The 13,595-nt window shown below is 44.2% G+C and carries 14 protein-coding genes; 2 read left to right on the forward strand and 12 right to left on the reverse strand.

Annotated features, from left to right (window positions below):
- Positions 1-56 precede the first annotated feature (56 nt).
- From ACZIX4_RS17140 to ACZIX4_RS17170, 7 genes are all read right to left on the reverse strand, one after another.
- Positions 57-2,273, reverse strand: coding sequence for a redoxin family protein (locus tag ACZIX4_RS17140; RefSeq protein ID WP_463336867.1), 2,217 nt, complete (start codon positions 2,271-2,273; stop codon positions 57-59).
- Between the two features lie 12 nt (positions 2,274-2,285).
- Positions 2,286-3,197: an ABC transporter ATP-binding protein gene (locus tag ACZIX4_RS17145; RefSeq protein WP_463336868.1), complete on the reverse strand. Its 912-nt coding sequence runs from the start codon at positions 3,195-3,197 to the stop codon at positions 2,286-2,288.
- Positions 3,198-3,346: 149 nt separating this feature from the next.
- Positions 3,347-4,051 carry a hypothetical protein gene (locus ACZIX4_RS17150; RefSeq protein ID WP_463336869.1) on the reverse strand — a complete coding sequence of 235 codons (705 nt, stop codon included), beginning with the start codon at positions 4,049-4,051 and terminating at the stop codon, positions 3,347-3,349.
- A 168-nt stretch (positions 4,052-4,219) separates the two neighbouring features.
- Positions 4,220-4,567 carry a VOC family protein gene (locus ACZIX4_RS17155; protein WP_463336870.1) on the reverse strand — a complete coding sequence of 116 codons (348 nt, stop codon included), beginning with the start codon at positions 4,565-4,567 and terminating at the stop codon, positions 4,220-4,222.
- 58 nt (positions 4,568-4,625) lie between these two features.
- Positions 4,626-5,153, reverse strand: coding sequence for a DUF4199 domain-containing protein (locus tag ACZIX4_RS17160; RefSeq protein WP_463336871.1), 528 nt, complete (start codon positions 5,151-5,153; stop codon positions 4,626-4,628).
- Positions 5,154-5,254: 101 nt separating this feature from the next.
- Complete coding sequence (locus ACZIX4_RS17165; RefSeq protein ID WP_463336872.1) at positions 5,255-5,710, reverse strand: response regulator transcription factor; 456 nt, start codon at positions 5,708-5,710, stop codon at positions 5,255-5,257.
- A 71-nt stretch (positions 5,711-5,781) separates the two neighbouring features.
- The gene (locus ACZIX4_RS17170) at positions 5,782-6,378 is read right to left on the reverse strand and encodes a hypothetical protein (protein ID WP_463336873.1); all 597 of its coding nucleotides are present in this window, start codon (positions 6,376-6,378) and stop codon (positions 5,782-5,784) included.
- A gap of 92 nt (positions 6,379-6,470) precedes the next feature.
- Here ACZIX4_RS17170 and yaaA point away from each other — a divergent pair, with 92 nt between their 5' ends.
- Together yaaA and ACZIX4_RS17180 are read left to right on the forward strand one after the other, a co-directional pair.
- Positions 6,471-7,229, forward strand: coding sequence for a peroxide stress protein YaaA (gene yaaA / locus ACZIX4_RS17175; protein WP_463336874.1), 759 nt, complete (start codon positions 6,471-6,473; stop codon positions 7,227-7,229).
- Positions 7,230-7,240: 11 nt separating this feature from the next.
- Entirely contained in the window at positions 7,241-8,164 is a 924-nt protein-coding gene (locus tag ACZIX4_RS17180) for a hypothetical protein (RefSeq protein WP_463336875.1), read from the forward strand.
- Between the two features lie 58 nt (positions 8,165-8,222).
- Here the strand turns inward: ACZIX4_RS17180 and ACZIX4_RS17185 are convergent, their stop codons facing one another.
- The 5 genes from ACZIX4_RS17185 to ACZIX4_RS17205 form a co-directional block, all read right to left on the reverse strand.
- Entirely contained in the window at positions 8,223-8,513 is a 291-nt protein-coding gene (locus ACZIX4_RS17185) for a DUF3861 domain-containing protein (RefSeq protein ID WP_463336876.1), read from the reverse strand.
- Between the two features lie 276 nt (positions 8,514-8,789).
- A complete protein-coding gene (locus tag ACZIX4_RS17190; protein WP_463336877.1) occupies positions 8,790-10,379 on the reverse strand; it encodes an MDR family MFS transporter in 1,590 nt (529 codons plus the stop codon).
- Between the two features lie 4 nt (positions 10,380-10,383).
- The gene (locus ACZIX4_RS17195; protein WP_463336878.1) at positions 10,384-11,466 is read right to left on the reverse strand and encodes an HlyD family secretion protein; all 1,083 of its coding nucleotides are present in this window, start codon (positions 11,464-11,466) and stop codon (positions 10,384-10,386) included.
- A gap of 11 nt (positions 11,467-11,477) precedes the next feature.
- Positions 11,478-12,824, reverse strand: a complete 1,347-nt coding sequence (locus ACZIX4_RS17200; RefSeq protein ID WP_463336879.1) for a TolC family protein — start codon at positions 12,822-12,824, stop codon at positions 11,478-11,480.
- Complete coding sequence (locus tag ACZIX4_RS17205; protein WP_463336880.1) at positions 12,814-13,437, reverse strand: TetR/AcrR family transcriptional regulator; 624 nt, start codon at positions 13,435-13,437, stop codon at positions 12,814-12,816. The genes ACZIX4_RS17200 and ACZIX4_RS17205 overlap by 11 nt, the downstream gene beginning before the upstream one ends.
- Positions 13,438-13,595 lie beyond the last annotated feature (158 nt).

The raw sequence follows: 13,595 nt of genomic DNA on the forward strand, positions 1-13,595 counted from the left end.
ATGGCAACGTCTCTGTGTATAAAAACGGACTGTAAATTATTAAATGCAAGAGTATATTACAACTCCTTCATGCCCAGTTCGCGGCGGATAACCTGCTCAAAGGTTTTTTCGCTTGGGCGCGGCATCGCTGCATTCACTATATTTCCTTTGTCATCTATCAGTATAAAGTGCGGAATGCCCTGTATGTCGTAATCTTCACCAAACTTATCGCCGTCATTGCTGTGCAGTTGCAGTACGCTTTTGCTTTTCAGTTTGGCATCAAGGTACCATTTATCCTGCTGCTGGTCGGTGCTTATGGCTACAAACTGTATGTTTTCTCCTTTGTACTTAATAGCCAGTTTTTCAAAGTAAGGCGATTCAGCCTTACACGGACCGCACCAGGTAGCCCATACATCTATAGCCAGGTATTTTCCTTTAAACTGTTCCAGAGAAGCAGGTTTACCGTCAAGCCCGGCAAGGGCTATTGCAGGGGCAGGCTTGCCTTTGTCTATACCTCCCAGGGTTTTGTTCAGTGCCAGTACATTTTGGGTAAAGTGCCCGTTAGTAAACGTGTGGGCATAATCCTTAATCAGGTTTTCACGTTCCAATGGATCACTGGCTTCACGAAGGCTGCTGCGTAGTTGCCATACCAGCATTTTGTCTTTAAAGATGCCCGGTTTCAGTTTGGCTATGGCGTGCAGTGATTTGGTATTTTCATCGGTATCGGTTTCATCCTTAAAAATCATCAGGCTGCGTACATAGCTAAAATAGGCTTCACTACTCAGCATCGCTGCGTCATCAAGCGGCACCATTTTTTTAATCGAAGCAATATCTGCATTCTCAGGAGTGGCTTTGCCGGGGAACATCACCTTGCGCTTTTTCAGGTACTCCTGCCAGTAATTTAAAAAGGTAAGTGTACGCTGCTGTTTCAGCTTGTTTATATAATCAGGCCCCGGTATATAATTATCGGCAGTACGGAACTTACTGGTTTCATCCATATCGTCTTTCCACTCCTTATATAATTGGCTGCTGAAAACCTCTACGTTTTCTAAGTTATCGTTAGACTCAAGGTAGTACTGCACCACGCTGAATGCCGGCGGCTGCTTTTCGTCAAATGCGTTTTCGGCCATCCTTGTGCCGGTTAGCTTGGCTTCCAGGGCTTTGCCGTATTGTTTTATATTCAGGTAAATGCTGTCCTTAGCGCCAAAAGAGAAGTTGCCGTTTAGGCCGTTATCCAATGTAAAACGGTACAAGTCCAGAGGTACTTCTTCCTTTATTTCATAATGGAATTTATTATCGGTTACAGGGATTATCGCTACCGTATCGTTAATAAATACGTCGGTAATTACTATGCTGTGGCATTGGCTTTTGCTGTCAATATTGCCGCTAATTATGGTTTTGGTATAGCGGTCAGTGGTTTTTGGTGTAAACATAAAAGCTGTTATACCCAGGGTTACAACCAGTGTTGCAATGAATACCCCAATGCGTTTTCCGTTACCAAAAAATGCAGGCTTTAGCCCTTTATGACTGTACCAATTAAAGCCGATGTAAACCATAAGATATGCAAGAACCAGCGACGCCAGTTCGGTTATGGTAATGGGGTAACCCAGTTCGCTGCCCTTTGCAAAATCAGCTACGTGGCCTATTACGTTAAGTGGGTACCACGCCGGCAGTACCTTAAACAACGAAAGGAACAGGTAACCCAGCAGCATAAAAAAGCCGATGAGGATGCTCCACACAAAGCTGGGTATAAGCACCGAAACCATGTATTGCAGGGCGGTAAAAAACAACCCGGTTACAAACAGCCTCAGTATTATCTTCAGTACGGCACCGGCCTCAAAGCCAAAGGTGGCTGCCTTGGGTGCTTCGGTAAACAGCAACGTAATGCCCCCGCCCACATAGCTCATAATAATAAGCGACAGTATAGAGATGAGGTTGGCCGTAAGTATCATGGTAAGCTTGGCGCTGTATATATCCCAACGCTTAATGGGCTGGGTTTCCATAAGCTGCCAGCCGCCGTTGCGGTGGTCGGTCTGGGTAATTCGGCTCACGGCAATAATAATGAACAGCGGGTAGAAAAACTGAGCGTACCCGGCCAGCATTTCCTCTATTATTTTGGTGAAATAGTTGTAGGGTATGGCATCGGCATTTTCGCTGCCCATGGTGTATTGTACAATCATCACAATTGCATATACTATGGGCATAAAAGCCCCCATACCGGCAGCAAGCCAAAACAGCCCGGTGCCTTTCTTTTTTATGTATTCGCCCTTAAGGGCTGTTATAAACGTATTCATAATCGGGTGGTTTTATTTTTGGTTGATTAGCGACATAAACCATTCTTCAAGGCCGTTCAGTACTTTCAGTTCGTACACATCGGCACCGGCAGTAACCAGCTTACGCAAAAACGCAGGGATATCATCGCGCCCCGGTAATTCCAGGAGCAACTGGTTTTCGGCTTCGCGAATTACGTCCGGGTGGTCGGCAAGGAGTTTGGTATGCCAGCCGGCTGCATCGTTAAGGGTAAGCTGCACACGGCATGCTCCCGATGCAGAGGCCAGTTCGCCTATGGTACCCTCAAAGCGCAACTTGCCGTGGCTTATAATACCCACATGGGTACACATACGCTCTACTTCGGCCAGCAGGTGGCTCGATACAAATATTGTAATGCCTTTTTCCTTATTCAGTTTCACCAAAAGCTGGCGAATGTCGCGCATACCGTTAGGGTCAAGGCCGTTTACGGGTTCGTCCAGCAAAAGCAGCTCGGGTTCGCCCAGCAGTGCCATAGCTATGGCAAGGCGTTGTTTCATACCCAGCGAATACTGCCTGGCTTTGCGGTGGGCATCGCGGTGCAGGTTTACCAGTTCCAGTGCTTCGGATATTTTGCTTTCGGGGATGTTCCGCAGGCGGGCTATGTAGCGCATGTTGTCCTGCCCGCTGAGGTGCAGGTACAGGGCAGGGCTTTCTACCAGTGAGCCTATACGGTGAAACACGGCAGGCATTTGCTCCTGTAGCGGTTGGCCAAACAGCTTTATGGAAGATTGCTGCTCGGCGAGGATGCCCGTAAGCAGGCGCATAGTGGTACTTTTACCCGCGCCGTTCGGCCCCAGGAAGCCGTATATTGCCCCTTTCGGGATGTTTAAAGAAACGTTGTCCAGGGCTTTCCTGCCCTTAGAGTAGTGGAAGGTAAGGCCATCCGTCTGTATAATGTTTTCAGGCATGATTGTTTCCGATTGGTTCGAGATGCTAATATAACATTAAAGCCACGAATTTCACGAATTTACACCAAGTTTATGTTATTGTGATTTGTAACTAAAAGTGTTATCGGAAGAATGTAGTGATGGTTTTTATCTAAATTTGTTTTCTGCTGTTAGTAACAATTTATCCCTTTACAATATGTACCAAGGCTTTTTGTTTTAACTAATCCTTTTGGCGTAACAACAACTTCGGCTGCTTCTGATTTTGGTTCAAAACGCGATTCTACAGGATCCTGGGCTCTTCGCAGGTTCATCTCGTAGTTGTTGTTTGTTATTCTGTAGCGGGCAGAAATTATACTGTCACCCAGAATATATCCATAAGTTTTAGCCAGTAGCATAGCTTCTTCCAGGTTGTTTACATTGCCTATAAAATCACGAAAAGTCTCTTCAGTAGTAATGTAATGCACACTATCGTTTTGTATTGTTACTACAAAATTGCTGCAAAAATGGGGGTGACAACCATGAAAAAAGCCATGATTTTCAGGAAGTTTTTTGGTATGCTTCCTGTATTTTAAATCTCCGCCTTCTGATATTATGGTAAATACATCGGGGTTATACCCATCAGATTCTCTAAAACCTACATAAGCCCAATATTGCCATTTAGGGTCTGGGATAAGCTTCTTTGCAATCGTATCAAGATAATCATAGCCCAGGCTGTAGGGGATGCGTTTAAATCCCTGCTGATTTCCGGTATAATAATATTTAACCCCTGCGGCAATAGGTTCAGAAACCTTGTGTTTTTCTATCAGGTTAATTTGATTTTTATCCTGCCTGCAGGCTGTGAGCAGCATGATGAAAGCAATAACAAGTATGCGCATGATTGTTGGTTTTACAGTACTAAGATAACGGAACTACTATTGAAATGTTTTCGAACACTTGTGATTTTCAATCCGTGCATTACAAGAAAGGATAAAAACAAAAGGCACGGATTAAAAATCCGCGCCATCGTATAGGGCTGTAAATTAATAGCTAAACCAAATAAGAACCTACTCGGTGGCAGGCTCCCAAAGCTCTATCTTATTGCCTTCGGGGTCGTATATCCAGGCAAACTTGCCGTACTCCATTTCCTGGCGGTCGTCGTCTATGCGTACGCCGTCGGCCTTCAGTTTTTCCAGTAGTGCATCAAGCCCTTCCACCCGGAAGTTGATCATAAACTGCTGGGTATCGCTGCCAAAGTAGCCGGTGTCTTCCTTAAACGGGGCAAATACTGTAGGCCCGGCTTCCTGTTGCCATGCCATACCGTTTACCCCCAGAAGGTTTTCATACCACTGCGCCAGTGCCTTGTGGTCTTTCGCGCGGAAAAACAATCCGCCGAATCCTGTTATTCTTGCCATATTTTTTTAGTTCCAAGTTTAAGGTTTAAAGTTATTTAGCGTTGCTGTCTCAAGATGTTCAAGCTTCAGCCATTTGAGGCTTTTTTTTCCTCATCAGGATAAGCGCGCTTATTATAGATACTATAATCCCGATGGGCAGTATCTCTATGTACGTCCACAATATTACATACCACGGTTTTTTGTAGTCGGTAACAAACTGGTCCATTTCGGCGGTTGCGGCTGCGATTTTCTCTGCTGATGCACCGCTTGTCTTAAGCCCTTTCAGGCATTCGGCTGCGTAGGTTTTGGCAAAGTCGGGGTACACATTGTACAGGTTGTACAGCCATACCAGCACATATACCGTGGAGGCAATAAGCGAAATGTAAATGCCAATTAAAAATGCATCTCTGAAGCTCACCGCGCCTCCCTGCGATTTGCGGTACTGTACCGTAGCCACAAAAATAAGCGAGAACGCAAGCAGCATGCTGGCAAAGCCGATAAGCATGGCCTGCCCGTTATGTAGCCCGCCCGATATAAAGGTAAACAAATACCCGATTACAGAAATACCTCCTGCAATAAGGCCGTAGGTTAAAACGATTTTTTTCATGTCTGTTAAATGTTTAGGCTGCAAAATTGGCAACGTTAAGGCACATTTCCCTCATACTAAAGTATGATTTTTACGGCTAATACTTTAGTGTGATACGGTGTTTAACTAATGATATTCAGTAGTTTTGCCTTTTCTACCGCCTGGGTACGCCTTTTTACGTCCAGTTTTTCGTAGATTTTAGAGGAATGCGTCTTCACGGTATTTAGCGACACAAAAAGCTGCTCGGCAATCTCGGCATTGCTCATCCCCGAAGCCATAAGTTGTAGTACCTCCAGCTCGCGTTTGCTCAGCACATCAGATTCAGCTATTGTAGCAGGCGGGGGGATAACTTCTACCTTGCGTTCCACAATTACGGTTTCTTTTTTTGGTTTGGCCAGCTTCAATGCCAGCCATATCCCAAGCCCTGTAAACACCAGTGCTATAAACCCGGTGTAGAGTTCCTGCCGGCTGCTTATAATAATGAAACGGTATTCGGCCCAGCGTAATGCCAGCAATAGTACTGCCAGGCAGGCGCCGTACAGCAATATATCCCGATATTTTTTAAGCCAGTGGCGCATTGAGGTGTTTTGGGCAAAGGTAGAATTTTCATGAGAAGTACATAATCATCCGTACTATCTAAATGTAATTGTCAGAAATTAAAAATCAGTTGAATTTCGAGATGAGTCATGAAATAAAAAAAGGCTTTTTCTACTTTACCATCTCGAAAATGAGTTATAATCACGTTATCATCGTTGGTTCCCCGACCGGGTAGATAACATTGATATGGGTCAAAATCATTACCACCTTCAATTGTAATTTGCTTTTCTAATTTCCATTTCCCATCCCTGCTAAAATCAAATAGAAGGATATGCGTTTTGTTCTCATTCTTATAAACAATGTAGTTTTCAATTTTTACGTACTCTCCCGATAAAATCGCTTCAATCACATAAAAATTGTTACTTTCTTTGAATTGAGATATTATATCTAAAAATAAGTAGCGCGAATCTTTCCGGTTTATTTCTCCTGTTGCCGAAATCCCCCATTGATTTTTAATTGCCGGGGTGTTTTTTTTGGCGTAGTCTTTTAAATATTCATCGTGTAATACCCTAGCCTCGTAATCATACGCTTCAGATGTCACACTATACCATGATTTAAAAAGTTCGTCATTTTTCTCAGATGAGGGTTTTTGAGCATTACTTTTAGCAATAGAGCAGATTAGGAATAGAATGCAAAATATACGTATCATAACCGGTTTGTTTATGCTAAGATAACAAAATCCTATACCGCTGTATTGCATCGCTTACTTTTACAAAGTATTTTTGGTGAAAATAACTTACTATGAAAATGGTGATTTCCCCGGCCAAGTCGCTGGATTTTGAAACTAAGCTTCCCGTACGCAAACATACCGAACCGGCTTTCCTGGCCCAGGCCAAAGAAGTACATGCCGCCGTTAAAGATAAAACCCCTGCCCAGCTAAGCAGTCTTATGGATATAAGCGATAACCTGGCGCAACTGAACTGGCAGCGCAACCAGGAATGGCAACCACCGTTTACCACCAAAAACGCACGCCCTGCCGTGTATGCCTTTAACGGCGATGTATATGTGGGGCTGGATGCCTATACAATTCCCGCTGCTAAGGTGAATAAACTACAGGACAGCCTGCGTATACTTTCGGGTTTGTATGGTTTACTGAAACCACTGGACTTAATACAGCCGTATCGCCTGGAAATGGGTACACACCTGCCGGTAGGGGAGAACAAGAACCTGTATGAGTTTTGGAAACAAACCGTTACCGAAGCCCTGAACAATGAACTTAAAGACGGCGAACTCTTTGTAAACCTTGCCAGCCAGGAGTACTTTGGGGCAATTGATGAAAAGGCACTGAAAGTCCCCGTAATCACCCCCGAGTTTAAAGATTATAAAGACGGCAAGCTACGCATGGTGAGTTTCTTTGCCAAGAAAGCACGCGGCATGATGGTACGCTACATTATAGACCATAACGTAAAAACCCTTAAGGGACTTAAGGGCTTTAATTATGAAGGCTATGCCTTTGATGCAAAATTAAGCAAGGGGAACACGCTTGTGTTTACAAGGTAATACAGATTAATATGCCGGTTTTTACCAGGAAGAAAAAGCGCTATGCGTTAATAGTTGTCGGATTTTTTATAGTTTCTGAATTGGTATTACGATACTGTTTTGGTTTTTGCAATGCCATACTTTATGTATCAAGCGCTGATTATGAATATATACCTGCGCCTAACCAGGACGGACAACGCTTTGGGAATCATTTTCACATCAATTCCTTTTCACAGCGAAGTGAGGAACCTGCCCCGGCAAAAACAAAAATCCTGGCACTGGGCGATTCTGTAATTTATGGTGGTATACAAACCGCACAGGACAGCCTTGCCACTACAGTGTTTACAAACCGTACAGGTGTGCAAATGCTTAATATTTCGGCAGGCAGTTGGGGTCCAGACAATTGTGCCGCTTACCTGAAAAAGCACGGTACCTTTGGCGCAAAGGCCATTATACTTGTGGTTAGCGGGCATGATGCTTACGATACCATGAACTTTATGCCTGTAGTGGGTGTATTGCCATCATATCCTGAAAAGCAATCGGCGCTGGCATGGGGAGAACTGATTAACCGTTATGTAGTACCGTTTGTTTTTAAGGGTATTTCTAATAAGGAAAGTGCTGTAACGCAACCTGTAAGAAAGAAAAGCAGTGTTTTTAATCCGGGGTTAAAACAATTAAAGGATATGGCCAAAGCGGCTGGTATTCCTTTTATTATATACCTGCACCCGGTACGGTGGGAAGCCCGGGCAAATAAAAATATTGATACCAGCAAAGAAATTATAGACTGGTGCGTACTAAATAACGTAGACTTAGTTAACGGGCTTAACTATAATTTTACGGCTGATGACTACAGGGATATCATCCACCTTAATTCTAAAGGCCAGAATAAACTTGCCGGTGCACTGCAACAATGCCTGGAAGAAAGGCAAATAGTACTTCAGGTTACTGAAAAATAAATTACGAATTACGAATTTTACCTATAAGTTTCAATTCGTAATTCGTAATTGAAAAATCTTAGTTCCCTTTCAGCTTCTTCATAAAGTCTTTCATGGCCGGAAGGAACTCTTCAAACAACGCATTGTCTTTATTGCGCAGCATTACTTCGCCCATCATTTTAAGTCCTATGGCAAACTCTGTGCTTTGGCCCATATCGCCAAAATGGTCTTTCTGCTGTAATACGTCAATAATAGTAAACAGGTTGTCGTGGTTGTCAAAAACCACTTCCACACGGCGGTGTAGGTCTTCGCTGGCCGGGCTGTAAATGTGTTCAAGGGTTACCTTGTAGTGATTGTATTTTTTGTTCATTTTAAGGTGATGATAAAAAAATAATAAAGTGATGTGTGTGCGTGTGTTAAAAAAACCTGCCGGCATGGAAATGTCGCGGCAGGTTCGGGAAATATATAAATGTAGTTAAGTTTCTTTCTTCAGTTATTGGTTGTCAGTTGTTAGTTGATGGCAGCTTCACTCGTATTGAAAATAGTATTCAAAAGGATTTGATTTTGCTATCATCACGTCCCAATTACTGAAAACTGCGACTGCGACTTAAAAACCAACAACTAACAACCGACAACCAACAACTAATTAGTGCATCGCATCGGCCATATCTATTTTGCCCTTTCCTTCCTTAATCAATAGGATAAAAGGAATACAAATGGCAAACAGTATACCCAGGTACAGGAATATATCCATGTATGCCAGTACGGTGGCCTGTTTCATTACTGCACCTTCCATAGCTTTATAGGCTTTGGCAGTAGCTTCAGTAATACTGTAGCCTTTAGCCATAAAACCTGCGGTAAGCTGCTGTACGCGTTGCTGTGTTTCAAATTTATAAACCGCTTCGTGTGCTACAAGGTTTACCCTGTGTGATTGCGTAAAACGTGTTACAAACGTACTGATGATAGCAATACCAAACGAACCGCCCAGCTGTCGTAGCATACCGGTAAAGGCAGCGCCTTCGCCAATAGCCTTACCTTTAAGTGTACTCAGCGACATGGTAGTAATAGGTACAAACAATAACCCAAGCCCCACACCGCGCAAAATAAGCGGCTTAAAGAAGTGTTCTGCACCGGTATCTGGTGTCATAACCAGGTACATCCATAAAGTAAAGCCTACGAATATGCTGAACCCTGCTGCAACCATATAGGTTTTCTTTAATCCGCGCTGTATCATTTGCCCTACAAAAGGCATCATAAAGGCGGTCATAAGTGAACTTGGTATCAGCAGCATACCGGCCTGAAGCGCAGTCCATCCTAATGTCGACTGGGTATAAAGGGGTATTATAAATGTTGACCCAAATAACCCAAAGCCCATGATGAACGACATGATGGTACCTATACGCAGGTTGCTGTCTTTAAGCACCTTTAGGTTTACAATAGGGTGTTCGTATACGCTTTCGCGCCATATAAAGGCAAGTAATCCAAAAATACTCAGTACGCTAAGGCCTACGATAAGCGGGTCTTCAAACCAGTCGTCCTGTTGGCCGTGCTCCAGTACAAACTGCAGCGAGCCGATGAACATTATCAGGAATATCATGCCCCACCAGTCTACTTTGTCGGCGCTTAGCTTTTCACCGTATTTGGGGCTCCTTACATACATTATAGAAAGCATGGTGGCTATAATACCCAGCGGCACGTTAATATAAAATATATACGGCCAGCTCCAGTTGTCTACAATCCAGCCACCCAGTGGCGGGCCAAGGGTAGGGCCTACAATTACACCCATACCGTATATGGCCTGCGCCATACCGCGTTTTGCCACAGGGTAACTTTCGGTAATAATGGTTTGTGCCGTTACCAGCAGCGCACCACCGCCCATACCCTGTATGAAGCGGAATACTACCAGTTCCCAAATATTTGTTGCATTACCACACAAAAATGATGATATGGTAAAAATGATGATGGATGCTGCGAAATAATTACGGCGGCCAAATTGCTGGCTCAGCCAGCTGGTCATGGGTATTACAATTACGTTTGCTATAGCATAGGCTGTAATTACCCAGGCCACATCGGTAAGGGTAGCACCAAGGCTTCCCCTCATTTCATTAAGTGCAACGTTTACAATGGTAGTATCTACAATTTCAAGCAGGGCACACAGTACCGCTGTTATGGTAATGATAACCCGCCTGTAACCGTATTCTACCAAATCGTCGCTTACGGTTGCTCCTCCTGCCATAATGTTATTTTAAGTGTACGTCTACTTCCACGTTCATACCCGGGCGAAGCAGTTTTACTTTTTCTTTGTCGTTGTTGTCTGTAAAGGTGATTTTTACAGGAAGCCTTTGTACGGTTTTTACGAAGTTACCTGTAGCGTTATCCGGAGGCAGTAGCGAAAAGCGTGCACCTGTAGCAGGGCTGAATGAGCTTACTGTACCTTCAAACTCGGTACCAGGGAAAGCATCTGCCTCTACAATTACCTTCTGGCCCGGAACCATTTTGGTAAGCTGGGTTTCCTTAAAGTTAGCCACTACCCATGGTTTTTCACTGTTGATGATGTAGAACAATGACTGGCCCGGTTGTACAAGCTGGCCCGGCTGAATGTCTACAGCGCTAAGTTGGCCGTCTACAGCAGCGGTAACCACAGTATAGCTAAGGTTAAGTTCGGCTGCTCTAAGGCTGGCTTTTGCTTTTTCTATGTTGGCTTTAGCCACTTCAGTTTGTTTGCTGCTTACGTTGCTGCGGCTTACACTGGCACTACGCTGGCTTTTGCTTGCGGCTTCGGCTTGTTGCAGTACCCTAAGGTTAGCTTCAGCTTCTTTTTTAGTAGCCTCTGCCTGCTCAAACTGCTGCTTGGTAATACTCTTGTTGGCATACAGGTTTTTGTAACGGTCGTAGTCGCTGTTAGCCCTCCATACACGTACTTTGGCTGCTTCTATATTTCCTTGGGATGAAGCAATGTTTGCATCGCTTACCGATACGCCTGCAGCAGCACCGCCTACATCGGCTTTGGCAGCTTCGTAGCTTCCTTCTGCGGCAGCAAGGGCAGCTTTGGCTTCCTCTACACGTACCACATAGTCTTTATCGTCTATTACAAACAGCGTGTCGCCTTTTTTCACCTGCTTGTTATCCTCAGCATATACTTTGGTAATATAACCCGATACACGCGGGATAATAGGGTTCATATTGTTTTCTACCTGGGCATCGTCTGTAGTTTCGTGCGCCTGAGAGTGTACATATTTGTATCCGCCGTAACCACCGCCTACAACTACAAGGGCAATAAGTATAACGAGGAACTTTTTATTTGTTTTCTTTTTTTCTTCCATGGCTAGGTGAATTATTTGTTCTGTGTAAGGTTAAATGAGTTTGTTAGTTTTCCTGAAGCATTAAGCAGCTCGTAGAAACGCTGGGTAATATCGGCCCTGCTGAAGGTTTCGTTCAGCTTCGCCTGAAGCTGGTCTACATCGGCTTCAAGGAGGTCGTTGGTATCTACCAGCCCGTTGTCGTATTTATCTTTAACAATGCGGTAGTTTTCTGCGGCCTGTGTTACGGCTTCGCTGTATACCCTGTTTTGTTTTACGGCAAAATTGTAGTTTTCAAGCGACTGGCGTACCTGTACTTTTACATTCTCTGTAGCTAGGTCCAGCTGCTGTTGCGATTCCAGCCTGCGGCTTTCGGCAGCCTGTACTTTCTTTTTGTTTTTAAACAGCCCGGCCAGGTCGTAAGATATGCTTACACCTGCATTGGCAGCATTGTACAGCTCTACAAAGTTTGGCACGTTAAGGTACACATAACCCGCAGAAAGCGCCAGGGTAGGGTAGTAGTCGCCTTTGGCTATTTTTACGTTGCTTTCGGCAGCCTTTTCAGCAAAGCGAAGCGCCTCAAGGTCGTTGCGCTGGGCTATGGCGTCGTTTTCGGTAACGGCAGGTTTTACGTTGCTGTTAGTAAAGTAACCGTCGTTAACGTCTATCTGGGTGTTTTCAGGCAGGTGCAGCAAGGTGGCCAACTGGTAGTTGATTACCGTAACATTCTTTTTCGCGTCTTCAAGAGATACCTCAATGTTGCTGGCCTGTAGTTGCGATTTCAGCAGGTCGTTGCGGGCTATAAGGCCGTTTTCTTCCATGGCGGTGAAATCCTTAACACGCTGGCGGGCACTTTTCAGGTTTTCCTCAATCAGGGAAACCGATTGTTTTGCCTTGTACAGGTTAGTGTACAGTACAATGGTTTGCATTGCTACCTGTTCTTTGGTACTTGCCGCATTAAAGGTTTCGGCCTTGTAGGCGTTTTCGCTGGCGGCAATGTTGTTCTTCAGCTTAAAGCCCGAAAAGATAGGCATGCTTGCATTGGCAAAACCATACATGGCGCTGTTAACGCTGGGTGTAGATCCGCCCGAAGAGCTGCCTGAACCATCATCGGTACTGCTTGTCGAAGTTTTAAGGTTAATGGTAGGGTCAGTCACCCTAAGGTACGCACCCGATAGTTTAAGGGAAGGGTATACGTTGTTTTTTACGTTATCCACTTCCAGTTTAGAGGTAGCTACCTTGGTATCGGCCAGGGTTGCTTCGGTGCTTTTGGTCACTGCCAGGTTTATGGCTTCGTCCAGCGAAAGTTGCCTTTGCTGTGCGTGCAGTGCCGTGGCGCTTAGCAACAGCAGGCTTACCGGCAGCAGGTTCTTAATGTTCATATGCCAATAGCGCTTTAATGGTTTGTTTAATGTGATGTGTAAGTTCATGTTTTATGTAGTGCTCAAAAGCTTCTTCAGTAACGAGGCCCATTGATTTTTCAAAGTAGGGTCTGTTGTTTCGAAAGTGCACCAGCGTGCCCATTATGGTAGCCGGTATAAGGTCGATATTTACGGCTTTGCTGAACAGTCCTTTTTCCTGTCCTTCTTCCACAATCTTCCTGAAAATTTCGGAGTTCTCACGCTTTATTTCCATAAAGCTTTCCATCTCTATAATCCGCTTTTTTGTGGTCAGCTCAAAGTGCATAATCTGGTACATGCACTTGTGTTTGTTAATACGGTTTATGTATAAATCTATGAGCAGTTCCACCTTTTGGAAAGGGGAGAGGTCTTCGTTAAAAATGCTTAGGAGCTGCATCTTCATATCGCTTGTGCGGTAGGTGATGAGTGCCTCCAGCAGCTTTTCCTTCGAACCGAAATAATAAGAAATCATGGCAATGTTTACGTTCGCCTCACGCGCTATGGCACGTATGGAAGCGCCGTCAAAACCCTCTTCGGCAAACAGCCTTTCGGCTACCTGGAGGATCTCAATCTGCTTATCATTAAAATCAGTCATTGCGATGCGATTTAATTTCGGTACAAAGTTAAACACTTGTTTAAATTAAACGTTTGTTTAAATCTCTTGTTAACATTTTTTTAACAGAAAACGGTTGCGATATCCATTATAGATAAATCTTATAGTTTATATTTATAAAATTAACATCCAGTATGTTG

The sequence above is a fragment of the Flavobacterium niveum genome (genome assembly GCF_055231775.1).